The sequence below is a fragment of the Rhizobium sp. 01T437 genome, from assembly GCF_056398505.1.
The window spans coordinates 14,166-38,474 of record NZ_JBFTPM010000011.1 but is presented as its reverse complement, the minus strand read 5'-3'; the positions used below and the strand labels follow the sequence as shown (position 1 = coordinate 38,474).

Genomic DNA, 24,309 nt, shown 5'->3' with positions numbered 1-24,309 from the left:
AAACGGGGCAGGGCCTTATGCCGTGGTTGGGGCATGGCTGTTGCGTTGACGGGCATTGGCATGCCCGCCCTTATTGCTGTCATGAAAGAGAGCGGATCGCTCAGTTTGCGGCGAAGGGGATGCCCTCAAGCTTTTCCGGGAATTCCGGAACCGGCACCTTCATCCACTTGTCGTAGATCTTCTTCAGCTCGCCATTGGCCTTGATCTTGTCGATGAACGTATTGATCGAGGCGTTGATTTCCTTTTCGCCCAGACGCGTGCAGGCGCCATTATAGAGCTTCTGGAATTCAAGCTTGTTTTCGAACTCGCCGGGGCGGGCCTTTTCGACGCGATCCATGTAGAAGATGTTACCGCCGAGCGCCTGCACCTGGCCGGAAGCCAGCGCCTGCACGCTTGCCGCGTCACCATCGAAACGACGGATCGTGGCGGTGGAGGGCGCATTCTTCGTCACCTGCGTATCCTGCGCGGCACCCTTGGCGACACCGATCGTCAGGTTCGCCATATCCTCATTGGTTTTGATCGAGGCGGATTTGGCGCCGATCAGCACGATGGCATTGGCGACATAGGGCTTGGAAAACTGCACGGCCTTGGCGCGGTCCGGCAGCATGGCCATCGTCGCAAAGAGCACGTCGACACGGCCGGTGGTCAGCGCCGGAATGCGGTTGTTCACTTCCAGCGGCACGAATTCGACTTCGACGCCGAGCTCTTTGGCATAGAGCGTGGCGATATCGGCATCCAGGCCATCCTGCTTGCCGGCGCTGGTCACGAAGCCCCATGGCGGATTGTCGCCCTGGATGCCGACGATCAGCTTGCCGCGGGCCTTGATTTCTTCCGGGGTGACGGCGGCGGCCGGGTTTGCAAGCCCGATGGCGGCCACGAGAGCGGCGGCACCCAGCATGGCGCCACGCCGCGTCAGCAACGACTTCAGCATTGGAATTCTCCTCCTTTTTGGCGGCCGTCAAAAACGGCCTCACAGTCATCCTCTCCCGACTGTTCGCATCATGTTTGCCAGAGAGGCGATCATAAATCAACATAGTTTTTGAAAATCATATGAGACTTTTGATTTGATCAATTGAATTGCATTCCTAACGACGTTTGCCATAATGCCATGAGGAGGGTCGCTGGTTTCAGCCATCGCGCCCGATAACGAGGAGGATTTGCGAGCCATGAAGACCTCGATTGCGACGGTGACGCTCTCAGGCGAATTGCCGGAAAAACTCGAAGCGATTGCGCGCGCCGGCTTTGACGGCGTGGAGATTTTCGAAAACGACTTCCTGGCCTTTGACGGCAGCCCCGCCGATGTCGGCCGGATGGCGCGGGATCTCGGCCTTATCATCACGCTCTTCCAGCCCTTCCGTGATTTCGAGGGCATGCCGGAGGGTTTGCGTAGCCGCACCTTCGACCGGGCCGAACGCAAGTTCGACATCATGCAGGAACTCGGCACGGACATGGTGCTCGTCTGCTCCAATGTCTCGCAGGCAGCTCTTGGCGGCATAGACCGGGCAGCGGCCGATTTCCACGAACTGGGGGAACGAGCGGCCAAGCGCGGGCTGAAGGTGGGTTACGAGGCACTCGCCTGGGGCCGCTATGTCAACGACCACCGCGATGCCTGGGAGATCGTGCGGCGCGCCGATCACGAAAATGTCGGGCTGATCCTCGACAGTTTCCACTCGCTGTCGCGCAAGATCGACATCACCTCCATCCGCTCGATCCCGAAGGAAAAGATCTTCATCGTGCAGCTTGCCGATGCGCCGCTGATCGATATGGACCTGCTCTACTGGTCCAGGCATTTCCGCAACATGCCGGGCGAGGGCGATCTGCCGGTGACGGAATTCACCGAGGCCGTGGCCTCCACCGGCTATGACGGCTTCTTCTCGCTGGAGATCTTCAACGACCAGTTCCGCGGCGGCTCGACACGGGCGATCGCCGCCGATGGCCACCGCTCGCTGATCTATCTGGCCGACCAGATCCGCCGCAAGGTGGAGACGCCAGTCGGCATCGACATGCCCCCGCGCGCGGCCGTCAAAGGCGTCGGCTTCATCGAATTCGCCACCGATGACGAGGAAGCGGTGGAGCTCGTCGGCATTCTGGAAGCGCTCGGCTTCCGGAAGGCCGCCATGCATCGCTCCAAGAAGGTGACGCTCTTCCAGCAGGGCAATATCCGCATCCTCATCAATGTCGATCCCGAAGGTTTTGCTAATGCCGCCTATGCCGTGCACGGCACGTTTGCCTATGCGGTGGCGCTCATCGTCGAGGATGCGGCCGAAGCCTATGCCCGCGCACTGGCGCTCGATGCCGAACCCTTCACCCAGGCCGTCATTGAAGGCGAGCTGCAGCTGCCGGCGATCCGCGGTGTCGGCGGCGGGCTGATCTATCTCATCGACGAGAAAAGCCCGCTCGGCCGCTTCTCCGAGATCGATTTCGAGCCGGTGGCGGAAGAGGGCGAAACAAGCGACGCCGGCCTCCTGCAGGTCGATCACATCGCCCAGACCGTCGCCTATGACGAGATGCTGACCTGGCTGCTCTTCTACACCTCGATCTTCGAGACCCGTAAAACCCCCATGGTCGATATCATCGATCCCGCTGGCGTGGTGCGCAGCCAGGTGATCGAAAACGAGGCGGGGACACTCCGCATCACCATGAACGGTGCCGAAAACCGCCGCACGCTCGCCGGCCATTTCATCGCCGAGAAATTCGGCTCCGGCATCCAGCATCTCGCGTTTTCGACCAATGATATCTTTGCTACCGCCGAGCGCTTACGCGCCAAAGGCTTCAAGCCGCTGCCGATCTCGCCGAATTATTACGACGATGTGGAGGCCCGCTTCGGCCTGGAGCCGGAGCTGACCGAAAGATTGAAAGCCGAAAACATCCTCTATGACCGGGATGGGGAGGGCGAATATTTCCAGCTCTATAGCGGGACTTACGGGGAAGGCTTCTTCTTCGAGGTGGTGGAACGGCGCGCCTATCGCGGATACGGGGCGCCGAATGCGATCTTCCGGATTGCGGCGCTGAAGAAGCAGATGCGGCCGGAGGGGGTTCCAAGGGATGCGAGGTGAGGGCGTGCCCGTCCTCAGCTGATCCGCCCGCTCTTCAGCACATGCGCTACGCCGCTCTGCACATGCCTGCGGATCACGGCCCTTGCACCTTCGACATCGCGCTTCAGCGCCAGCTCGAACAGCAGCTTGTGATCATCCACCACAGCCTGCCCGCGAAAGCTCTGCGCCAGCATGTGATAGCGCAGAAACCGGTCGAAGACCGAGGACAGCGTCGCCATCAGCGTTGCCGAATTGCAGGCCGAAACAATCGCCTGATGGAATTCCCAGTCATAGCGCACCCAATCGACGGTGCGCGAGGCATCCCCCGCCAGCAGCTTCTTTTCGGCTGCCGCCAGCTTGTGGTGGGCGGCGACGATGCGGCCTTCCCATTCCAGGTTTCCGGCGGCAAAGGAAAGGCCGATTGCATGGGTTTCGAGCACGGTCCGGAGATCGGCAAGCTCTTCCAGCTCCTTGACTGAGGCCGGGCTCACTTCGAAGCCGCGCTGGCCCTCGGCGAGAACGAGGTTTTCCATGGCAAGGCGGCTCAGGATCTCGCGCAGCGACGAGACGCTGATCGAATAATGCTCCTTGGCCTGCTCGAGCTTGATCTTGGCGCCGGGGGCGAGTGCCCCGGATATGATATCCTGCCGGATCTGCCGGAAGACGACATCGCTGATCGTCTCGGAGGTTTCGCTTGCCAGCTTCGGCATGGGTTTTTCGTTGCGCATCAGGCGGTCATCCCCTGGCCTGCGCGGGCAGGGCCGACAGCAGCCCTCTGCCGAGCGCATGTTCGACGCCCGCCTGAATATGGCGCTGCAGGATCTCCTTGGCGGTCTTGCTGTCGCGCTTGAGGGCGGTCTCCAGAAGCTGCCGGTGCTCCTCTTCCGCCACGCTGCCGCGATAGGAAAGCGCCACCATCTGATAGCGCAGATATTTGTCGAAGACGGCTGAATGCGTCTCCATCAAAAGCCGCGAGCCGCAGGCGGCAATCAGCGCCTGGTGAAACTCCCAGTCATAGCGCTTCCAGTCCTCGGCTTGGGCTGTATCGCCCGTCGCCATGACTTTTTCCATGCGCGCCAGCTTGTAATGGGCGGAGACCAGCTGCGCCTCCCATTCCACATCCCCCTGTTCGAAGGATTGTTCCAGCGCGTGTTCCTCGAGCAGCAATCTCAGCGCCGCGATTTCCCGGAGATCGGCGACGGAAACACCGGCAACCTCAAACCCCCGCTGACCCTCGGCAACGACGAGGCCTTCCGAGGTCAGCCGGTTGAGGATCTCGCGCAGCGTGCTGACGCTCGTGCCATAGGCGCCTTTGAGATTTTCCAGTTTCAGCTTCTGCCCCGGCGAAAGCCGCCCGAAGATGATATCCGCCCGAATCTGCCTGTAGCCACTCTCGGCGACGGACTCCTCGATATCTTCCTGCCGCATGCTTGTCTCCGAGATTTCGCGTTTTCTCCTATATAGCGGGAGAAGTCGGGTGCGTTCAATGGAAAACGGATTTTGGGTCAAGCAGCGGGTGAGGCGAAATGCTGCAGGGCGGCAATCTGCCTGGGTTCGGCGCCTTTTAGAGCGGCATTCACGTAAGGCAAGGTTTATGAGGTAATGTGTCCCGAAACATTACAAAGGCTTGACTATTGCCTCAACCGGGGTTCCATTGTGCGACGCAGCATAGGAGCAACGATGGAACTTTCGTCAAAACTCGTGAAATCCGTTGCCTACGACCCGTCGACTGGGGTCCTCGACATCGAGATTCGCCTCAAGGGCCACCGCAGATATTTCAACGTGCCGCTGGTCGTGTATGAAAACCTGGTCACGGCCACGTCTCCCGGCTGGTATTACACGCGCCATATCCGCGATGCGTTTCCGCGCTCGGCCGAAGGTGCGGAAGGACGCGCGAAACAGATGCTTCGTGCGGTCGTCGGCAAGCGCGGTCAACTGTCCCGATAGTGCTTGTAAGGCATTGAGATGATGTAAGCCGGATCGTCTGGTCCGGCTTCTCAGGCCCGCAGACCGGGGCTTGCGTGCTGCCGCGAATCCGGCGAGCATCTGGTATGCCGACCCTCAAACAACTCTCCATCGCCCTTGGCCTCCTGACCAGCGACCATGCCCCCGTTCCCAACGAGGATGGGTGGCAGAACTACGTCTGGCGCGTGCACGCCGCGCAGGAATGCCTCTCCGTCGAGAATGGATATTGCAAACTCGTCGAGGACAAATGGGATTGGAAGCGGCCGCAATATTACAGCTTCGCCTTCCGCACCGACCCGAAGACGAACTCCGTCACCTCGCGAATCACATTGCGGAACGAAGATCCTGATGATGACGACCAGGTCTGTGTCGTCGCAGACTTCCTCAATGCGGCCGGCGAGGAGGTGGGCATTTTCTTCGTCAACTGGCGCGCGCTTCCCGGACGCTCCTATACGCGCGAGGCGCCGATCTGGCTGACCACCGATGTCCGCGATATCGTAACCGTGGCCGTCGGCACGAAGCAATGCGACGTGAAGGCGATGGCGGATGCAGAGAATTTTTACAGGATCCGGCTCGAGCTGAAGCAGCGCTGACGATGCAGGGCAGGTGTGCCGGATGGGGGATGGTGTGACCTATAATTTCAGATTCGCTTTATTCGCCGCAATTCTTGCGATCGCTTCTGCAGGCCTTGCTTCTGTTGACTGGGCGACCGCGGCGGAGCTGCCTTCCTTCTGGAAGAAATCCATGACGAACGATCCGGCGGCGAACTATTACGTCGCCCAGGCGATGAAGCCGCTCGACAACCCGGATGCCCAGACATTGCGGGTCGTGAAGCTCGCCAGTTCGCTCGCCACTCTCTGCAGCGGCGCATCGCTCAACAAGAAGGCGCTCTACGCCTATATGACCGAGACCCGCTTTGCCGAGATCAAGGGCAAGGCCTATAACGAGGCGGCCTTCCTTGCCGACAGCACCTTCCGCTATTTCGATTATCGCGCGCTTGCCCATCTCTGCGCGGGAAGCGCCTATCTCTTCGGCCCGAACGGGCATCTTGCCCCGGGATTGCTCAAGGCCGGAAAGGGCAAGCCGAAGATGAGCTACGATCCCGACAATCCCTTCATTACCCTGCCGCCGCTGGCGCGCAGATCCTGATAGCTGGCTCGAGCTGAAGCAGCGCTGACAGCGGTGGGCGAGGGGTGGCCACAATTTTGGCAATTCTATTGAAAGTCGCCGCCTGGTTGCGGGGGCGGGAGCGTATAGCCGGGATTGCCGATCCTGCCGCCTTTTCTGACACCGATCGTTCCTGTCGAACGCGGGTCCGCCGGCTCATGGTGGAATGATGCGGCGATCATGAAAATCCCGAGCGCAAGCGCAATGAGCGGCGGCGCAACGAAGATGATCAATAGGTAATGCTGTGGCTTCATCGCGTATCGTAGCAGGTGAGCTCTTCACCTGAGCAGCGCTTTCTTCGCTCGGTTGCAATCCGCAAGCTCCAGTGGACTTTCCTGCTGCCCACTCTCACTTGCCCGCTGCCGATGCTGCAAACTCAGCAGGAGACGAACCTGGATCTTTCTTCCATCTCCTACCCCGGCTTTCCATCAAAAGATATAACGACTGTCACATACCGGTTGCAAACCGGTGGCGGGTGGCATTGCGGCTAAATAATTGTTCGCAACTAACTATTATGGGCAATTTGTCAACATCAGCGTCATCAGTAACTATGTAGCCAGCCTGGCTATCGCCTAAAGCGAGCAATAGTCCTTACATCGGGAACAATTCTATTCGGATGTCACAATGACCTGGACTTCCTTTGAGTGTCACAAGGTGCGGAAGGTGAAGTACAATGAGGGCGACCGCACCCTTGAGATCCAATACGCCGATGGTGGCAGCGCCCAGGCAAGCGGCATCACGATATCCCGGTACGTACAACTGATGTCCACGCGACCCGAAGACCGGGACATCTTTTTCCAGAATATCATCGAGCCATATATCGTCGCGCGCAGGAAGCCACCCCCGTCTACAGTCACGATCCTGAAGTTCGTCGCCGCGGCGCTGTTGCTGGCCGCTTTTTTGTGGCTTCTTTTCTAGTTTATCGACCACATCATAATCGTGGCGAAATCGGCACGCTAAACTGTGCCGCGCAAGACCGCGCCGCGGTTTTGCGATCACGACATGCGGAAAACAGAAACTCAAAGCGCGGTCAGCGAATCCCCGATATCGCGACACGCTTTGCAGCGAGGCTCGAAATGACGGATTTTGTGACGCGGTTGCTCCCTTACGCGATCGCCGGACTATTGCTCTGGGCCGCGCCCCAGGCGAATGCCGCTCCAGCTTGCGATCCCGTCCAGGCTCTGGTCGCGCAAACCCCTGTCATCGAGCAGTCTCCCGTCCGGGTTATGAAGGCGCGGCAGCAGCAGAAAATCTCCGGCGCGCTCGATGTGGCGATCTTCGGGGATTCTCTGGCGGAGAACTGGGGTCCCGATCTCAAGCGGGATTTCGGGGCCGCGACCGTCGGAAACTTCGGCATCTTCGGCGACCATATCCAGGAGCTCCTTTGGCGCCTCAAGGAAATGCCGCCGGCAATCCAGCCCAAAAACATCGTCCTCATCATCGGAACCAACAACCTGTGGGATGGCTCCTTTGCCCCCTGCGGTGTTTCGCAGGGTGTCGTGGCGGTCGTCGATGAGCTCAGAAGCCGCTGGAGCGACAGCCCGATCTATGTCGTGCCCATCCTTCCGCGCGGATCGGGTTTCACCTTTCGCGCCAAAGATCGCCTGGAAGTGAATGCAGGCATCGAACGGGATCTGGCTGGGAGAACCGGCGTGACGCTCGTCAAGATCGACGAGGATGAGCTGACATGCGGCTTTGCCAAGCAGGGATGCTCGAATTTTACAGTTGATAAACTACATCTTTCGCCGGACGGGTACAGTATCTTGAGGTCTTCGCTTGCGGAGGCTGGGCTGCGGTAAGCAGGGCGGCAGGACTTGTCGCGGGCTTGAGCTGGAACAGCGGTGGTGATGATCGGAATTTGCGTCTTCCGGGCGCAACATTGCTGTATTTCTGCGCTGCAGGAAGCTGGGCGCCCTCAATTTTGATGGGCGAGAGGGCGCTCTATAGTATCGATATATTTGTATGATCTAAAATATTGCTGCGATGCAACAGTATTGGGTATTTGTTAACCAATGCTTTGACTTCTGGTTGTGGCTGTGGAAGAAATCCCGCGTGCGCAGATTTTTTGTGGGGTTTTATGGGAACGCTTGTTTTTACTAAGACTGGAAACGTATCCTTCGGTCAGTTTATCGGTGATACGACATTTACGGGCGGATCGGCCGATACTTCCCTGTCGATAGGTTCTTTTAAGACGTCTCTCGGCCTTACTCTCGGGTCGGGAGATTTTCTGACCTATCTCTCGGCCGACGCGCTCATGAACAATGCTTTCTTTGGCGGCATAGCGTCGGATGCGCCGCTGAATGCCTACGGCTTGATTGCCGCCCAACTCCATATTTACGGGGGCAATGGCGATAATCATATCGAAGTGACGTATGCAGATGACGCGATGATTTTCGCGGGTGCCGGCAATGATTACGTCAAGATAAGCGGTGGCATGTCTGCCTTCATCAATCCCGGCGCTGACGCTGATACGATGATTGGTGGGAGTGAGAGGGACACCTATTTCGTAGACGATGTCGGCGATCAGGTCATCGAGCTTGGGGGTGTTTGGGGGCCGCCGGATACCGTTACCACAACGCTATTGACCTATACTCTCGGGGCCGGCATCGAAGACCTCAATCTTGTTGAGGGCAATGCGGCAGGCTATGGCAACGAACTCAACAATCGGATGTTCGGTAGCGACGGCGACAACATCCTCAATGGCTTCGCCGGCAACAATGAGCTCTACGGTGGGGACGGTAACGACAGGTTCCTCGTTACCAGCGATCATTCGCGGAACTTCGTCGGCGGCGGCAACGGCGATGACACGCTGGTCTACAAGCAGGGCCTGGGAGGCGATCCTTGGGCGTTCGACCACGGACAGTCGGCATATTTCGAAGGCGGAGCCGGCACTGACAACGCTGCACTCGACTTCTCGCTTGCGCAGTCCGTGACCGCAACGGTGAACGGCAACGCGGTCGTCTACGATATCCTCGGCGCTGACGGCTACCACTCCACCGTCACGCTGATCTCGGTGGAGCGCGTGAACATCATCGGTTCGGCCGCTGCCGACACGTTCTACGGCACGTCGGGTAATGACTGGATCGATGCCGGCGCCGGTGCGGACAAGATCTACGGCTCGGCTGGCGACGACGGTTATGTCTTCGACAATATCGGCGACCGGGTCGTCAACGAAGCAGCAGGCGGCGGCACCGATACGATCTGGGCCTCGGTCAGCGTCAATCTCAACGACAACGCCTTCGTCGAAAACCTCCGGTTGTCCGGCACTGCAATCAACGGCATCGGCAACGGCCTTGCCAATATGATCACCGGCAATGCCGGCAGCAATCTGATCGCCGGTGGCGCCGGCAATGACAGCCTCTATGGCAAGGGCGGCGCCGATACGTTCCGTTTCAACGAAATGGGTGCGGCCAACAAGGACTCGATCTGGGACTTCGATGCCGATGACAAGATCTCGCTCGGCTCTGTCTTCACCGGTCTCGACAAGGACAATAACGGCATCGTCGATGACGACGCCTTCCTGGTGCTTGTGAAGAACGGCCCGAAGGTCAGCGGCGATCATGCGATCCTGACCTACAATGCCGCGACCGGTGTGCTCTCCTACGATCACGACGGCGCCGGTAAGGATGCCGCCCAGGACATCGCCTTTGTCGGCGTCAACAAGGCGTTCTTCGACCATAGCGACATCCTGATCAACAGCTCCCTGCTGGTCTGAGGAGCGCAATTAGCGCATTGGAGACGGCCGGTTTTGACCGGCCGTTTCTGTGTGACTGGCCGGCAGTCGCCCGCCGTCGCGGCCGGCAGAAATGCTCCACGTCACTCCTCTGCAATAACGTTAAAAGTTCTTACCTGCTGCTTTGAGTTGTGGTTGCGACCGTAAAATAAACCGCAGAATTTTTGTGAGGTTTTAATGGGAATGATTATTCTTACTCAGACTGAAGAGGAATACTTCAGTCAGTTTGTCGACGGAACGACATTTGCGGACGGTTCTGCCTATACGTCGCTGGCCATAGGTTCTTTCGATACCGCGCTGGGACTTACTCTCGGACCAGGCCCTTGGCCGTTCTTTTTCGACATCGACCGCCTATTGAACAAGGCTTTTTTTGACGGTCAATCCTCGGATGCGCCGCTGAATACCTATGGTGTGATTGCCGACTACCTGAGCATTTACGGGGGCAACGGCAATGATCACATTGAGGTGATGAGTGCAGGGTCCGCTAATATCCTGACGGGTGCCGGCAACGATTACATCAAGGTCAGCGGTGGCGGGGTAGCCTTCATCAATCCCGGCGCCGGCGCTGATACGATGATTGGGGGATCCGAGCAGGACACCTATTTCGTTGACGATGCTGGCGATCAGGTCATCGAGCTTGGCGATAAAATTGATTCTGGCGTTGGCGATACCGTTAGCACAACGCTTTTGACCTACACTCTCGGGGCCAATATCGAAAATCTCAATCTTTTTGAGGGTGATGCTTCAGGCTACGGCAACGAACTCAACAATCGGATAATGGGCAGTGAGGGCAACAACACGCTCGATGGCGGCGCGGGCACCAACTATCTCGACGGTTGGGGAGGCAACGACAAATTCCTTGTGACAAGCGAGCTGTCGCGCAACTTCATAACCGGCGGCACGGGCGACGATACGCTGGTGTACAAGCAGGGCTTGGGAGTGGGACCGTTGCCCTTTCCATCCGTCCCTGGCCAATCGGCCGACTTTAATGGTCAGGACGGCATCGACAACGCCGCTCTTGACTTCTCTCTCGCCCGGCAGGTAACCGCAAGACTGAACGGCGATGCGATCATCTACGATATCACCGGCGCCGACGGCTACCACTCGAAGGTCTCGCTGGTCTCGGTGGAGCGCGTGAACATCATCGGTTCTGCCGCTGCCGACACGTTCTACGGCACATCGGGCAAGGACTGGATCGACGGCGGCGCCGGTGCCGACAGGATCTATGGTTCGGCAGGCGACGACGGCTATGTCTTCGACAATGCCGGCGACCGGGTCGTCAACGAAGCAGTTGGGGGCGGCACGGATACGATCTGGGCTTCGGTCAGTGTCAACCTCAAGGACAATGCCTTCGTCGAAAACCTCCGGCTGTCCGGCGGTGCCATCAATGGCATCGGCAACGGCCTTGCCAACATGATCACCGGCAATGCCTCGGCCAATATCATCGCCGGCGGCGCCGGCAATGACAGCCTCTATGGCAAGGGCGGCGCCGATACGTTCCATTTCAATGAAATGGGCGCGGCCAACAAGGATTCGATCTGGGATTTCGATGCCGACGACAAGATCTCGCTCGGCTCCGTCTTCACCGGTCTCGACAAGGACAATAACGGCATCGTCGATGACGACGCCTTCCTCGTGCTCGTCAAGAACGGCCCGAAGGTCAGCGGCGATCATGCGGTTCTCACCTACAATGCTGCGACCGGCGTGCTCTCCTACGATCACGACGGCGCCGGCAAGGATGCCGCCCAGGACATCGCCTTCGTCGGCGTCAACAAGGCCTTCTTCGACCATAGCGATATCCTGATCAACAGCTCTCTGCTGGTCTGAGAAGCGCAATTAGCGCATCTGAAACGGCCGGCTTCTGCCGGCCGTTTTTTGTCATTCAGCCAGGCGTCCAACGGCAATTGCCAAACCGCAGCGTGCAGCGGCATGGCTTTTGCAAGGTTACCGATATGTTAGTTCGTCGGGAACCAAGCGTAATGAAATGGGACACTTCTGCATCATTCGATCCGATCATCCTTGTCTTCAAGGACGAGAACAGACGTTTGATTGTCCGCACGGTCGGGGAAGCTGCCAACGCGCTGATGAGGGAATGGCCATCCGATGATGGCGAGGAGTTCCTGTCTGCCGTGAAAGCGTGCCTGGACGTGATGACCGGTAAAGCCGAAGCCGACGAGCTCAGAGCGGCCATCATCCGGGCCGCGGACGAAGCCGGTGTTACAGCGCTTGCCGTTCTTCATTGACCCCGAAGGAGCGCCCGACGATTGACGAGCAGCGGCGATGAGGGTAGTGGACCCGCCACCATGCTCAGCGCTGATGAGGTGGTATGGGGGAGGCCCGGTCAGCACGAGGGGCCGGGTCTCTGCCTGCCCGCAGATTTTGGCGAAACACGCTTGAAATTCCATCATCCCAAATTATCTCGAATCCCGATTTCCAATGATGGAGGGATCGAATGATTGAACGTCGCATAAGCGGGCGCGATCAACCGATGACGTCGGAAGACCTCGCCATTTGCCAGCGCGTGCTGGATGTCGTGCAGGCAGAATTTCAGCTTGACAGGGATGACGAGGAGACGGCGCGCATTGCCGCTGTTATCATCGAACTGTTCCGTGAGGGTGTCCACAACTTCGACCAGTTGAAGGTTTTGGTCTCTGCCGCCAGAGGCAAGGTCTGATCGGAACTTTTAGATATCGGGTCAGTTAAGGTCGCATGGACCGCGCGGCGGATGCACGTCCGCTTGACCCTTCAATCGCCTCGGCCGCGCTGTCCCAAGTTTCCTCAAAAAACCTGCCCGCTTCGGCGGGCCTCTTTTTGCGATTTCTCCGTCGCCGCTTTTATTTGTCAGAGGGACGTCGTTTTCAAAATCGGTGCCGATTAAACTCACAAGGGCGTCGAGATCAGAGCAAAGGTATCGTTACGGAGAGAACAGCAACGAGCGATGCGACGAGAACGGATGTCTCGATCATGAATACGACTATCTGCCTTGTGGACATTTCTGGAAAAAGCGATTTCATGATTTTACCTCAATTAAAATATTATTCTATCATCGGCGACAGTATCATCAAATTACGCGAATAGTTTTTTATTTTCGTATTTTCTAAAGTTTTCGCGTCTCGCGGTTCGCCACGTGGAATCTCGCTCGCTTTGTCGGTTTGGATGTGAGCTAGTGCGAGAGGGTGGGGCGCGGCGTGTGGGACTTTAGTCCGATTGAAGACGGCGATCTGCTCCCTAATTTCTGTTCGGCTGATGCCTCCAGAGTCAGCATGAAAAGGGTGTCTCTTTCCTGACCCCGAGCACCCTTTTCAACTCCTTCTCCTGAATTGCCCGCCAACACCCCTTGGCGGGCTTTGTTTTGGGGTGGCGGGTCAGGCCGCCAGTTCGAGGCAGTTCTCGGACTGCCGATCTTGCGGATGATCGGCGCCCCGATCTTGGCAACCCCGGTGCCGCCCGTATTGCTCAAGATCAGCAAGTTATCGAGCCGGATGTTCGTCATCGTCAGCCCGGTCGGAAGCCAGAGTTTCGAGCCGCAAATGAGCGAGCGAGTGCGCCCGACGACGCATATGCCGGAGTGGGCAGGATATAGCTTGCGTCGGCGTCAAGTCGGCGAGGCGTCGAGCATGGTCGCTTCATCGTGAGGCGCCGGGAGGCAGACCTGAATATGTGCCAACCGAAGGAGATATCCGATTGCAAGAGCAATCAGCGGCCGTCCCAATACGATAAACAGGGACGCCGCGCAAAGATCCAAAAACCTGACGCGAAACCAGATCTTCCGTGGTGATTTGATTGCCGCCCCTCACATGTGAGGGTTAGTCCTTCTGCCGGCGTCGTGCTGTTCTCCTCGCCGACAGGAGGACAACCATGAACTGGTTTCACATCGCGGTGCAGATCGACAGCTCACTTTGGCTTGTCATTTTCATCCACGAGGACGGCGTCGTTTCGACGGTGATGGACAGTCACGATTTCATTGACGTAATCCTGGATCAGGCCAAGAGCGCGACGCAGTGACCGCGGGCACATGTCACGCGGTTTTCACGCGACAGCTTGCAACCCCAAGATTAACTTCCTCGCTCAAAACGTGTTGGCAGGCCGTATTGCTGTGGGGTACTGCGTAATGAAACTCGACACCTCGACCGAATTTGATCAAGTCATCCTCATCTTCAAGGACCCCGGCCGGCGGTTGATCGTTCGCACCGTCCATGAGGCTGCCAACGCGTTGTTGAAAGACTGGCCGTCGGATGATGGTGAGGAGTTTTTATCGGCGGTGAAAGCGTGCGTCGACGTGATGATCGGGAAAGCCAGTAGCAAGGAACTGAGAAGCGCTATCCTCCGAGCAGCCAACGAAGCTGGTGTTCCCGCAGTCGCGATGCTTCATTGAAATCTCCGCACGTATCGAGCCACTTGCCAGCACTTTCGCGGATATCTTTTTGCACGTCGCGGCCGCATTCTAACCGCGCGTCGAGCATGGCTGGTTACCCATGGCGTAGGCGCTGGCGATCTACTTGGAAACGGATCGTCGGCGCCGCTCCTATCCATCCTTTGATGAACGGGTGATGGGAAGTTGCGGACGGAGGCGCTTAGAAGCGAGGTCCGTTCAGGTTAGGCTCAAGTCACGCGCGTAGACCCCGAGGCGCGTTCCCCAGCCGCGTACGAGGACGCCAATGCCCGGTGTCAAACTTGATCTGATGCTCTCAGGAACGTTGCACACTCGGCCGATAAGAAAAGGCATGTCGTCCAATTCGACCGGAGTGTGGCAGTTCTTTCCACCGCGATCGGTTGCTCGCTGTACCGTAAACGGAAGCGCAACTTCGTGGCCTGCGATCAGTGGGAGAAGCAATGGCCAAATGAACAGGATAGTGCCTCCCATAAAATAACCGATAAACGGGCTGGTAATGAAACCGACGACGCGCTTCAGTTTGCTCATTCCAGCGCAACCTTTCCAAACGATCCAGACAAAAAGTGCCGCGGACAGGGAGCCCGCGATGGTTCGCAGAAGATTTGTCTCTGCCACCCACTCGGCAGACGGAACGAAATTGAAACCGACCACTACAGCCGACGAAATAAAGCCGAGCAGAAACCAGGAACAAACAAAAATCGCGAAGAACATTGGGACCCGCAATTTCTGTTGCTTAATCGAACCGTCCATAAACGCCTCGCAGAATCGATCGGCTGATTAGGTTGACGAATTCATAGCCCGTCGCTGCTTTACGAAGCAAATGATGAAGGGGTAATGGGCACTCACCGATAGACATTACGGTCAGGATTAACGCGGTTCTGTTTCCCCCGGACACAATGTTTCAGAAGCGCGGAGCACCGTAACTTTCGAGTGCCCTCCAATGCTTTGGAGATGCACCGAAACAGACTCGCCTCCGGTAGGGGCGAATATTGAATCGATACTTGAAACTGTTGTCGGTCCGAGCGGATACGTGACAACGGTCGTCTCCGGTCGACCGTACTTGGCTGTGAACGAGTAGAATACGATCGAGGCGAAGTCATCAACGCCTCCATCTCGCGTTTTCATCACTGAGGCGATTTGGTTGTTATCGCAAACGAAAAGACTAACCTCTGCGCCATCAACATACCATTGACCGGGAAGGTTCGGTGAAAGCACTCGTACCTTCCAACCCCGCTCGCTGTGGATGGTGGGTTGCGAGAATGTGCTTTAACAATCACCGCCTCAAGACTTCACTTAGCAGGGAAGCATAATTTCAATGACGCCTGAAGAAAGAACCATCCTAAAGGCTCTGGCCGATATGTGTTACCAGTACCTTGATGAAGGCCCAGCAGGGCTCATTCACAAGTCAATGAGCGCCGGCGAAGGCGCGGTCGAAGTGCTGGCATCCTATGGTCTGGTAAAACCGGAACCATGGGGCGCGTTCTGGACCGATGAGGGCCTGCGTCTTTTGGACGAAGATTGACTCAACGCAATGATGGGGCGGTAGTGGTGCCAGATGGTCAGTGGATGAACTGCGACCCGATAGTCACTTTCTCTTTGATGAGATCATAGCTCTCGCGTACTGGCCGCGCTGGTTTTCTCGCACGGCCTCAATATTGAGAAATCTCTTTAGTAACGAGCATGCCTGCGAGGCCGGCATACGGTCGAGTTGGACGAGTTCGTCAATATCAGCGTCACTTAGCCCTAAATCGTTGGTCACTACTTCATACATGGTCGCGACGTCCATCCTAGCGATTGGTTCGCTGTTCTTGCCGTCTTCGTAAGCGGATCGCTGGGCCTCCAAATACTGTGAATAGACGTGCTTATCATCGAGAACCGATTCGGCTTTCAAAGACAGTTGTTTGTGAGCAAGTTCGATGCAACCCTGCGGATAGCTTTCGCTGAAGGCGTCAATCAACACATTCATGCTTTTAACCACTGCCACCGCCGCAGCGGAACTCGTCTGCGAGAATGCGATATCTCGAAACCTCCAAAGGACCTCGGCCATTTGCTTTTGCGCGGCCTCTTCGTCTCGGGCCTGCAGCAATCGATCAATGCTGCGCGCTTCGGGCGCATGGTCTTTGAGGGCAGCATGGAGCACCGGGTCGACTGCCTTCATTTCGTCGAGCCACACGTACTGTGCGGACGCGCTTGAGGCGACCAGCCCCACAATTAACATCAGCAAAAATCTTCGCTTCATATCCCCACCCGATGCTTTGAGGATGCCCCAGATGCTGTCTGAGTATCACGATTTCATCTTGGTGAAACCACTCCGCCCCATGATGATGGCGCTGCGAGTTATGCCACCAATTCCCATGCAGTTCGCGGGCTCGAAATCTTGCGAATGATCGGCGCCCCGATCTTGGCAACCCCTGTGCCGCCGGTATTGCACAGATGCCGCAGCACCAGCAGGTTATCGAGCCGGATGTTCGTCATCGTCAGCCCGGGCGGAAGCCAGAGTTTCGAGCCGCAGATGAGGGAACGTCCGCGCCCGCCGATGTAGTTGCCCGTCGTCCAGCCGCCGCCGGTCACGGTCACCGTGTTGCCGATCTGGACCGGGCCGCGGATGGAGCTGTCGAGGTAATCCCAGCCCGCCCAGTCGTTCAGCTCGACCGGGATTTCAATCTCGAGCCAGTCGCCGGCCACGAGGCCGAGGGTTGCGAGGCTGAGATTGGCGGGCAGGCCGTAGGTCACGGTATGAACGGCAAGCGCGTCGTTGGCAGGCGTGATCGTGATGACCTGCTTCTCGTTTCCAGTCGCCACCACTTCCTTGCTGCCGACATAGGTCGACGTGCCGGTTCCGCGAACCAGGCGCATGCCGGTGGCGACATCGCCGGTGACGTTGGTCTTGGTGCCTGTCGTGCCGGGCGTGCCCTTGGGCGGGAAGATGTTGTAGGCGGCAAGCGGATCGAGCGAGCGCCTTTCCCCGACCGAAACCATGCCCTGCAGGATCGGCAGGAGGATGTCTGATCGTTTTGCCATCAGGTCCGGTTTGGGATGAAGTCCATCGACAAACATGGCAGGCGAGATGCCGGAGGCGGGGCCATCGAGCGCAAGCGTGTTGCAGAGCATGACGCCTTCGCGGCCCGCCTGCGCGACGATCCACGCATTGATGCCGTCAAGGATGCCGGGCCATGCCGGATCGTCGGTGCCGGGCTGATCGTCGAGCGTGTTGGTCCAGCTCAGTGTCTGCAGGATCACGTAAATGCCGGCATCGACGATGCGCTGCACTTGGGTGTCGAGGTCTGCAACGATCTGCGCAAGCGTCCTGTTTCGGACGATATCGTTATAGCCGATGTCGATATAGACGATGTCGGGTTTCTGGCTCAGGGCGTAATCGGTGCGGGCCAGCGTGCCGGGGAATTGCGCTTCCAGGCCGGGCACGGGGAAAAGGCAATCGCCTGATTTTCCGCCCATGGCGCCCGAGAAGGCCGCAAAGGAACTCGGCGTGAAGAACGGATGGTTGAGTTCGGCGAACATGTCGAGGTTGAAGCGGCCATCGGCTGCCTTGATCCATGAGAGGACCGTGCGGCCATTCTCATAGAAGCCGGTATGGCCGTTCGTCGCCGTCTGTCCGGCGGTATAGGTCTGTGCGGCGCCGAGGCCGATGAAGCTGTGGCCGAGGCCCATGACCTTGGCGCCTGCCGCCAGGGGCAGGGCAGGAAGCGGCACCGCGACATCTGCGCCCTTCACGGGAACGACCGGCGCGTTGCCGTAAAGGCTGCGCCCGTCTGATATCCTGACGGCGCCGAGCACGGGCAGGTCGTTATAAACAGTCGCGCCATCGCTGATGATATCGATGCCGAGCACAGGCTTGTTATCGGTAAACAGGGTGGAGCCGCCCACATCGCGGATGCCGATGACAGGGCGGTTGTTGAACATGCGCGTGCCGTCGGGAACGATCACGACGCCCTGGACGCGCTGCATATTATAGAGTTTCGCCATTGCTGGGTCTTCCTCGTTAGGTCGGAAAGAAGCGGCCGAAGCCGCCTTTGGTGGCCTTTCAATCGCCAGGCCCTCAGGAGTTTTCAGGGGATTGCCGGATGAACCGGCGGATCCTTTTGTCTTCACGCAATTCCGGACGCAAAACCGCTGCACAGTTTTGCTGGAATTGCTCTAGGCATCCTCCACCCACACCGCAAAATCATGCACCACGCCATCCACCCGCAGCGGCACCATGCTTTCCGGCTCCGTAAAAGCCGTGCCGTCGAAGGTCCAGCCGGGGCCGTAATAAGGCACCGCCCAGTTGCCCGATATGTCCGGGCGGATGTAGCTGAAGGTGCCGCCGGGCTCGAAGGTGGCGGCGTAGAGCGCGTCGGCGGCGGCGCGGTAGGTCTCGGCTGCGGCCTGCTTAGTGGGCGGGAAGAGAACGAGTTTGGACATCAGATATTCCTTCTCGGATCAAGCCAGGCGGCCAGTGCCGCGGCCTGATCGATGGTGAGGGGATTGGTGTAGAGAACGTCCCTGATGCCGCCGAACCAGAAGGAGGAGGGCGTGGTCGTCGCGCCGATCGACACGCCCGTCAGACCGGCGGTGTTCAGCGCGACGGCGCCTGTGGCGCGGGCATCGCCGATGCCGATTTCGGCCGAGGCGGCCATGAAGCGGCCGCGCAGCCGGTGGCGGCCGATGAAATCGGCTGATGTTTCCGGGATGATGGCTTCCGAGCCGCCATTGCCGACGCGGATTTCAGCCCTGTTGGCGCCTGCTGTCGCCATGCGGTTGATAAAGCGACGCTTGGCGCTGGTGATACCCGTGAGGGTGACGACCCGGACGGTGCCGGTGCCGGGGGCGGCCTGCTGGTCGACTAACGCCCAGATTTCGCCTGGCGTCGTGCCCTGCGGCAGGCCATGATTTCCAGCATTCAGCAGTACATCATCCGTGCCGTCGAAGGTGAGGCAGGGCGCGCCGTTGAAGCCCACGGCGGAATAGACTGGCCGGGCGGAGGAGACGGATTGCGATACGGTCTTGCCCGTCACCTTGTCGCGCCAGGCGCTGACCTGCGCGCCGACAAAATCCATGCTCTGGAGATCGTCGGCGGTCCACCAGGCGAGAAGATCGGCGCCGAGGATGGTCAGCGGCGAGACGAGCCTGTTGACGGGGATGACGGGTGCATTGCCATAGAGGCTGCGCTGATCGCTGATCTGCACGGCGCCGAGCACGGGCAGGTCGTTATAGATGCCGCCGCCGGTGAGGACCTCGATGCCGAGGACGCACTGGTTACCGGCGAAAGCGAGGCCGGGGCCGACATCGCGGATGCCGATGACCGGGCGATTGTTGAACAGACGCGTGCCATCGGGCACGATCACGACGCCCTGCACGCGCTGCATATTGTAGAGTTTTGCCATCGGCGCGCTGCCTTGCTGAACAAGAAAACGAGCGGCCGAAGCCGCTACGGCATCGGCCCGAAAATCGGAATCGATTTTCGGAAACCTGATGCGTCGAATAAAAGAGCTGGAGCGTCAGTTGTCCGAATGGACGCACGGCGCTCCAGAGGTGGCCTGTCAATCGACAGGCTGGGAGGAGTTCTGAGATTGCTGGGCATCGGGCAGCAGCCAGTCCGGGGCCGGTTCCGCCTCGACAGCCTTGCCCGACCGGGCAAGCCGCACCCATTTCGGGCGGCGCTTTTCGTCCTTCCAGAGCGCGTCCGGCAGAGCGAAGCGCTCGCCGGGTTCGCGTCTGGCGCCGCCGAAATAGCCGCGCTCGATGGCCACGACATCAACCATGCGAGGGAACCCCCGCGGTGAAGCCGGCGGTGATCTTGCCGGTCGTGGGTGCAGTCCCCGTCACCGTGTAGAGCAGGCGCAGGTAGAGCTCGTCCGTGCCGCGCGGGATATGGCTCGGCGGGATGATCTTGCCGGCCTTGAGATCGGCGAGGTTGAGTGTGGTGGTGATGATCGCCTTCGGCGAGGGGAAGGCCTCGTTGTCGTCGGTCTGGATGGTGACGGCAAGCGAGGTCAGGTTGTTGAAGCTTTCCACCACCTGCATCAGGAAGGGGATCGGTTCGCCCTTGCCGATATCGCGAGTCAGACCCTGCTTGATCGGGCCGAGATTGATGACATTGGTGCTGGGGCCGGTTGCGGTGATAACCTGCGCGTCCGAAAGCAGCGTCTGCCGGTCGAAAATCATGAGAAGTGCCTTTCGTTAAGGGAGGGGCGCCCGCCGCCTGATGACGGCGGGACTTGCTGGAGACGATCAGGCGAGCGCCGGAACGGCCGCTTCGGTGTTGAGGATGGCGTCTGTCTCGCGGATCGGGATGCCGCGATAGAACTTCACTTCCTGGCCCTCGACGAACTGCGTGGTCAGGTGCACCGTGTTCTGCCGGTCGGAGGTCAGCGCCCGGTCGGTGGACTGGACGTCGAGCACTTCGAGCACATCCTTGTTCATGTAGATGGCGATGCGGCTGGCCTTGGCGTTCAGCCGGCGCGACTGCAGGCGGTAGTAGCCCTTGCGCATCAGCGCCCAGAGATCGACGGTGCCGGCCATCATGTCTGACACGTCGATATTGGCGACGCGGGCGTTGTAGCGCCAGTCCTTCACGGCAGCACCCAGATGCCAGGTGTAGAGCGTCTCCTTGGCATAGTAGGGGTCGCCATTGGCATCGAGCACGCGCTGTTCGCCCTTGTCGTCGATCTTCACGCCAGCCTTCGTGCCCTTGGGGTAGAGAAGGTGGGTGGCGTGGTCGCCCCAGGTGACGAACCAGATGGAGGTATTGTCGGCACCCGTGCCGCCGCCATGGACGACCTGGTTGGCGATATTCGGCTGCGCGACATTCGGCAGGTTGGGGTTATAGGCGGAGTAGCGGGCGGAAAGGCCCTTGAACTTCTCCGGCGCCGTTGCCGTATCGTGGTAGAAGAGGCCCGACGCCATTTCCTGGCTCAGGGACTCGATGAAGGGCATGGTGTCGACGAGGCGGGCCTTGGCCTTATCCGGTGCCAGATCGAGCAGGCGCATGTCGATTTCGGAGCGGGCATGCACGAAGCCGGTCGTGTCATCCACCTGCTGCATCGTCGCCTTGGACTGCTTGATGCCCTGGTAGAGCCGGCCCCAGGAGACCGAGGGCAGGCCGGTGCGCACCATATGGCGGTGCACGGCATCCATGTTGCATTCGACGGCCATCGCGTCGTCGAGGATCGGGTTCTGCTGGGAGAGAAGCTCGATGACGGCGCCTTCGGCAGAGCCTTTGAATGCGTCAACGAGGTTGGGGTAGTAGCTGCCAATGGTGGCCATGTCTTATCAGCCCTTCGGTGCGTCTTTGGGAAACATCAGGTGCGCGGTTTCGGCCTTCCGGCCGTTTCCGCCCGCGCCGCCATTCGGTGGGTTGTCCTCCTGGATCATCGATCCGACCTTTGCGAAAATTCTGATCATCTCGGGGTGGTTGCCGCCGCCGCTGGTGTTGAGATATTCGCGCAGCGCCGGGGTGCCGAGGCGCGAAAGCGCGCGCTGGGCCGAGCCCACGGTGCCGCCCCATTTTGCGCCGCCGATCTCGCGGTCCCGGCGGGCCTCGTCGGCCCAGCCCTGAACATGGCCGGCCCAGGCTTCGGAGGCCGCCTTGCCGCGCCGGCCCTGGATCTCGATGAAGCGGTCGGCCAGCTGCTGCGCCTGCCGGTTTGTGAGGCCGAGATTGTGGAAATCGGGGCCGAGCGCGTCGATCAGTTCCTGATCCACCTCGATGCCCTCTGGCATGGTGAGGGAATAGCGGCCATCGTCGGGGACGCGATCGGCTGGATCGTCGCCGCTATCATCGGGCTTGCCGGCGTCGCGGTCTTCGGTTTCGGCGTGGTCATCGCCGCCGGTGTCACCATCCGGTGATGGCGTATCATCGGGAAAGAGAATGGTTTCCGGTGCAGCACTTTCACTGCTGCCGCTGTCACCGCCGCCGCTATTTGGGCCTTCGGCACTCATCGCGATCTGCGGCCTGCCGATCTTAAGCATCGCTGTCATGGTCTTCGCCTTCCTCACTTGCGGCGCGGCTTGCCGCCGCTGCCTTGTCATTTGCCTTGAGATCCGCGATCGCCAGCAGCAGGCGCGGGTAGAGCGTCGGGTCGATGCGGTCGAGCTCGGCGATCAGCCGGCGCCCTGCGCCCTGTTTTCCCAGCGTGTAATGCGTGGCGTTGACGAGTTCGCCGGCGTAAGCCTCCTGGTAGATCGCGCACTGTTCCAGCATCCAGAACAGCACGCGCTTGCCGGATGCGGTGGCGAAGACCTCGCGGAAGGCCGCGGTGATCTCATCCCGCTCGACGTTGTGGGGCAGAGACGGTTGATCCTTAAAATGGTCCATCAGGCGAGACCCAGCTGGCGCAGAAGCGCTGATCCATTCGGGTTGTCATTGGCGTCGGCCAGCACCTGTGCAGCCTTGGCGCCCTGATTGAGGGCAGGCGCCACCTGCGATGCCATCTGGGCGGTCTGCGCCGCCTGCATCTGCTGGGCCCGCTGCGCGCGGATATCCTCCACCTTGTCATCGGCAAGGATCATCGAAGGCGGGGCGCCGATCGCATCGAAATAGAGATCGATCGCCTCATCGACATCGAGCTTGTCCAGCGCTTCCGGTTTGACGGCGGAGACCTGGCCCATGAAGGCGACACCGCGTTCGATGGCACCCGTGGCGACGGCCTGCTGCGCCTGTGCGAGCGTGGAAATATATTCCACCTTCAGCTCTGTGCCCTGAAGCTCCGGCGGAGGCGGGGGCAGCTCGTCGCGGGCGGCCAGAATATCGAAGGTGCGGTCGATGGTCGGGCCGAGCTGGTCGCCGAAGACATTTTCGAGCACGGGGCCGAGCTGCAAGAGCTGCTCTTCCTTGCGCTGGGTCAGCTCGAACTGGTTGCGCGGCTGTACGCCTTCCATATTGGTGATGGCGAAGAAGAGATCTGCAAAGAAGGTCTTCTCGATACGGTTCTGCACTTCCTGGATATCTTCGCGCAGCTCCATCAGGCTGAGGTTCACCTCCATGGCGGGGCGGAAACCCTTGCCGGTCGGGTCATCCACGTAGTTCACCGCACCCGGCAGCAGCGAGGCGGGGCTGTTCTGCATCGAGGTCGGCGCGTTCATCGGCGGGCGCACCTTCTTGTCGATGCCCTCGAGCTTTCGCATCTGCTCCAGCTGCAGCATCCTGATATCGCCGAGCGCCTTCTGGCCGGGAGACAGCGCATAGTGATCGTCCTCGGAAAGCTCCCAGGCGGGTGCGATGATGGGATTGCTGTCGAAACCGCTTTCTTCCAGCAGTTCGCTGCCGATCTCGTCGATCCAGTAGTTGGAGAGGAAGGCCTTGTTGCGCTTGTCGATCAGTCTGGGGTCGCGGTCGTAGCGCGGCTCGATGGCGTGATAGACATCGAAGCACTCGCCATATTTCGACGTGTCATAGAGGCTCTGCAGGCGCTCCGGCACATTGTCGTAACCGAAACGCTCGATGATGCGCTGCACGCTCCAGCGAAACACCCGGTAGAGCGTCGTCGCCTTGCCCTTGTGATCCCTCGCGATCCAGAAGCGGCCATGCACCAGCTGCTGCACGCGGATGACCGTCTCCTCATCCTCGACAAGGATGGCTACCGACTGGCCGAACTGGCCGAGATCGCCATAGCCGATATGGAAGGCGCGGTAGAGATTGGAGGCCGCAAAGACCTCACGCATCTTGTCCTGCACGGCGGCGAGATAGACCTTGACGGAATCCTGCTTCTTCAGATCCGGATCGAAGGTCGTCAGGCGAAACCAGGGGCGGGCAGGCGAGGTCAGCCCCGAATGCATGCCCGATTTCAGCGTCTCATAGGCATGGGTGCCGGTGCTGTCGATGATCTTGTCACGCGAACGCGGGCCTTCCCGGCCGGAATGGAGCCGCAGCCGCGTCGGCTCGATATGCTCAGCCAGCGCCCGCCACTCGGCTTCCCATGGCTGGCGAACCTCCTTCAGCTCATTCAGCCGCCGGCGGTGATAGGCGATCTGCGTCTCGTTATCGCGACGATGATTTTCCATTGATGCTATCCGCC

29 protein-coding genes are annotated in these 24,309 nt (G+C 59.4%); 14 read left to right on the top strand and 15 right to left on the bottom strand.

Going from position 1 to position 24,309, the window contains the following annotated elements; all coding sequences use genetic code 11:
* Positions 1-100 precede the first annotated feature (100 nt).
* Complete coding sequence (locus tag AC1DM5_RS22645; protein WP_113185880.1) at positions 101-931, bottom strand: transporter substrate-binding domain-containing protein; 831 nt, start codon at positions 929-931, stop codon at positions 101-103.
* 235 nt (positions 932-1,166) lie between these two features.
* On the opposite strand from AC1DM5_RS22645, the gene AC1DM5_RS22640 reads away from it, so the two are divergent.
* A complete protein-coding gene (locus tag AC1DM5_RS22640; RefSeq protein WP_477823133.1) occupies positions 1,167-3,056 on the top strand; it encodes a bifunctional sugar phosphate isomerase/epimerase/4-hydroxyphenylpyruvate dioxygenase family protein in 1,890 nt (629 codons plus the stop codon).
* A gap of 14 nt (positions 3,057-3,070) precedes the next feature.
* On the opposite strand, the gene AC1DM5_RS22635 is transcribed toward AC1DM5_RS22640, so the two are convergent.
* The gene (locus AC1DM5_RS22635; RefSeq protein WP_477823134.1) at positions 3,071-3,763 is read right to left on the bottom strand and encodes a GntR family transcriptional regulator; all 693 of its coding nucleotides are present in this window, start codon (positions 3,761-3,763) and stop codon (positions 3,071-3,073) included.
* A 7-nt stretch (positions 3,764-3,770) separates the two neighbouring features.
* On the bottom strand, positions 3,771-4,463 hold the full coding sequence (locus AC1DM5_RS22630; RefSeq protein WP_477823135.1) for a GntR family transcriptional regulator: 693 nt from the start codon (positions 4,461-4,463) through the stop codon (positions 3,771-3,773).
* Positions 4,464-4,715: 252 nt separating this feature from the next.
* Between AC1DM5_RS22630 and AC1DM5_RS22625 the strand changes: the two genes are divergently transcribed.
* The 3 genes from AC1DM5_RS22625 to AC1DM5_RS22615 all read left to right on the top strand — a co-directional run bounded on the left by AC1DM5_RS22625 (position 4,716) and on the right by AC1DM5_RS22615 (position 6,149).
* Positions 4,716-4,982 carry a KTSC domain-containing protein gene (locus AC1DM5_RS22625; RefSeq protein ID WP_477823136.1) on the top strand — a complete coding sequence of 89 codons (267 nt, stop codon included), beginning with the start codon at positions 4,716-4,718 and terminating at the stop codon, positions 4,980-4,982.
* A 104-nt stretch (positions 4,983-5,086) separates the two neighbouring features.
* Positions 5,087-5,593, top strand: a complete 507-nt coding sequence (locus AC1DM5_RS22620) for a hypothetical protein (RefSeq protein ID WP_477823137.1) — start codon at positions 5,087-5,089, stop codon at positions 5,591-5,593.
* Between the two features lie 151 nt (positions 5,594-5,744).
* On the top strand, positions 5,745-6,149 hold the full coding sequence (locus AC1DM5_RS22615; protein ID WP_477823138.1) for a hypothetical protein: 405 nt from the start codon (positions 5,745-5,747) through the stop codon (positions 6,147-6,149).
* 65 nt (positions 6,150-6,214) lie between these two features.
* Here the strand turns inward: AC1DM5_RS22615 and AC1DM5_RS22610 are convergent, their stop codons facing one another.
* Positions 6,215-6,421, bottom strand: a complete 207-nt coding sequence (locus AC1DM5_RS22610; protein ID WP_477823139.1) for a hypothetical protein — start codon at positions 6,419-6,421, stop codon at positions 6,215-6,217.
* A gap of 370 nt (positions 6,422-6,791) precedes the next feature.
* Here AC1DM5_RS22610 and AC1DM5_RS22605 point away from each other — a divergent pair, with 370 nt between their 5' ends.
* The 9 genes from AC1DM5_RS22605 (at position 6,792) to AC1DM5_RS22565 (ending at position 14,275) form a co-directional block, all read left to right on the top strand.
* Positions 6,792-7,085 carry a hypothetical protein gene (locus tag AC1DM5_RS22605; RefSeq protein ID WP_477823140.1) on the top strand — a complete coding sequence of 98 codons (294 nt, stop codon included), beginning with the start codon at positions 6,792-6,794 and terminating at the stop codon, positions 7,083-7,085.
* 158 nt (positions 7,086-7,243) lie between these two features.
* Positions 7,244-7,966, top strand: coding sequence for an SGNH/GDSL hydrolase family protein (locus AC1DM5_RS22600; protein WP_477823141.1), 723 nt, complete (start codon positions 7,244-7,246; stop codon positions 7,964-7,966).
* A gap of 455 nt (positions 7,967-8,421) precedes the next feature.
* On the top strand, positions 8,422-9,882 hold the full coding sequence (locus AC1DM5_RS22595; protein ID WP_477823142.1) for a calcium-binding protein: 1,461 nt from the start codon (positions 8,422-8,424) through the stop codon (positions 9,880-9,882).
* A 201-nt stretch (positions 9,883-10,083) separates the two neighbouring features.
* Positions 10,084-11,727, top strand: coding sequence for a calcium-binding protein (locus tag AC1DM5_RS22590; protein WP_477823143.1), 1,644 nt, complete (start codon positions 10,084-10,086; stop codon positions 11,725-11,727).
* Between the two features lie 152 nt (positions 11,728-11,879).
* Positions 11,880-12,143, top strand: coding sequence for a DUF982 domain-containing protein (locus AC1DM5_RS22585; protein ID WP_477823144.1), 264 nt, complete (start codon positions 11,880-11,882; stop codon positions 12,141-12,143).
* A gap of 209 nt (positions 12,144-12,352) precedes the next feature.
* Positions 12,353-12,574, top strand: coding sequence for a hypothetical protein (locus tag AC1DM5_RS22580; RefSeq protein WP_477823145.1), 222 nt, complete (start codon positions 12,353-12,355; stop codon positions 12,572-12,574).
* A 35-nt stretch (positions 12,575-12,609) separates the two neighbouring features.
* Complete coding sequence (locus tag AC1DM5_RS22575; protein ID WP_477823146.1) at positions 12,610-12,978, top strand: hypothetical protein; 369 nt, start codon at positions 12,610-12,612, stop codon at positions 12,976-12,978.
* A 780-nt stretch (positions 12,979-13,758) separates the two neighbouring features.
* A complete protein-coding gene (locus tag AC1DM5_RS22570; protein WP_477823147.1) occupies positions 13,759-13,905 on the top strand; it encodes a hypothetical protein in 147 nt (48 codons plus the stop codon).
* A 106-nt stretch (positions 13,906-14,011) separates the two neighbouring features.
* Positions 14,012-14,275: a DUF982 domain-containing protein gene (locus AC1DM5_RS22565; protein ID WP_477823148.1), complete on the top strand. Its 264-nt coding sequence runs from the start codon at positions 14,012-14,014 to the stop codon at positions 14,273-14,275.
* Positions 14,276-14,491: 216 nt separating this feature from the next.
* On the opposite strand, the gene AC1DM5_RS22560 is transcribed toward AC1DM5_RS22565, so the two are convergent.
* Positions 14,492-15,043, bottom strand: a complete 552-nt coding sequence (locus tag AC1DM5_RS22560) for a hypothetical protein (RefSeq protein WP_477975668.1) — start codon at positions 15,041-15,043, stop codon at positions 14,492-14,494.
* A 565-nt stretch (positions 15,044-15,608) separates the two neighbouring features.
* Between AC1DM5_RS22560 and AC1DM5_RS22555 the strand changes: the two genes are divergently transcribed.
* Positions 15,609-15,815, top strand: a complete 207-nt coding sequence (locus AC1DM5_RS22555) for a hypothetical protein (RefSeq protein ID WP_477823150.1) — start codon at positions 15,609-15,611, stop codon at positions 15,813-15,815.
* Positions 15,816-15,878: 63 nt separating this feature from the next.
* On the opposite strand, the gene AC1DM5_RS22550 is transcribed toward AC1DM5_RS22555, so the two are convergent.
* From AC1DM5_RS22550 to AC1DM5_RS22505, 10 genes are all read right to left on the bottom strand, one after another.
* The gene (locus AC1DM5_RS22550) at positions 15,879-16,532 is read right to left on the bottom strand and encodes a hypothetical protein (protein WP_477823151.1); all 654 of its coding nucleotides are present in this window, start codon (positions 16,530-16,532) and stop codon (positions 15,879-15,881) included.
* A gap of 98 nt (positions 16,533-16,630) precedes the next feature.
* Complete coding sequence (locus AC1DM5_RS22545; RefSeq protein ID WP_477823152.1) at positions 16,631-18,277, bottom strand: SGNH/GDSL hydrolase family protein; 1,647 nt, start codon at positions 18,275-18,277, stop codon at positions 16,631-16,633.
* 171 nt (positions 18,278-18,448) lie between these two features.
* Complete coding sequence (locus AC1DM5_RS22540; RefSeq protein ID WP_477823153.1) at positions 18,449-18,715, bottom strand: hypothetical protein; 267 nt, start codon at positions 18,713-18,715, stop codon at positions 18,449-18,451.
* Positions 18,715-19,677: a hypothetical protein gene (locus AC1DM5_RS22535; RefSeq protein ID WP_477975666.1), complete on the bottom strand. Its 963-nt coding sequence runs from the start codon at positions 19,675-19,677 to the stop codon at positions 18,715-18,717. The genes AC1DM5_RS22540 and AC1DM5_RS22535 overlap by 1 nt, the downstream gene beginning before the upstream one ends.
* 156 nt (positions 19,678-19,833) lie before the next feature.
* Positions 19,834-20,055, bottom strand: a complete 222-nt coding sequence (locus AC1DM5_RS22530; RefSeq protein WP_477823155.1) for a hypothetical protein — start codon at positions 20,053-20,055, stop codon at positions 19,834-19,836.
* Complete coding sequence (locus tag AC1DM5_RS22525) at positions 20,048-20,458, bottom strand: Bbp16 family capsid cement protein (RefSeq protein WP_477823156.1); 411 nt, start codon at positions 20,456-20,458, stop codon at positions 20,048-20,050. The genes AC1DM5_RS22530 and AC1DM5_RS22525 overlap by 8 nt, the downstream gene beginning before the upstream one ends.
* Before the next feature lie 66 nt (positions 20,459-20,524).
* Positions 20,525-21,559, bottom strand: a complete 1,035-nt coding sequence (locus AC1DM5_RS22520; RefSeq protein ID WP_477823157.1) for a major capsid protein — start codon at positions 21,557-21,559, stop codon at positions 20,525-20,527.
* Between the two features lie 6 nt (positions 21,560-21,565).
* Entirely contained in the window at positions 21,566-22,273 is a 708-nt protein-coding gene (locus tag AC1DM5_RS22515) for a hypothetical protein (RefSeq protein ID WP_477823158.1), read from the bottom strand.
* Positions 22,257-22,610, bottom strand: a complete 354-nt coding sequence (locus AC1DM5_RS22510) for a hypothetical protein (RefSeq protein WP_113324666.1) — start codon at positions 22,608-22,610, stop codon at positions 22,257-22,259. The genes AC1DM5_RS22515 and AC1DM5_RS22510 overlap by 17 nt, the downstream gene beginning before the upstream one ends.
* Positions 22,610-24,295: a portal protein gene (locus AC1DM5_RS22505; RefSeq protein WP_477823159.1), complete on the bottom strand. Its 1,686-nt coding sequence runs from the start codon at positions 24,293-24,295 to the stop codon at positions 22,610-22,612. The genes AC1DM5_RS22510 and AC1DM5_RS22505 overlap by 1 nt, the downstream gene beginning before the upstream one ends.
* Positions 24,296-24,309: the final 14 nt, after the last annotated feature.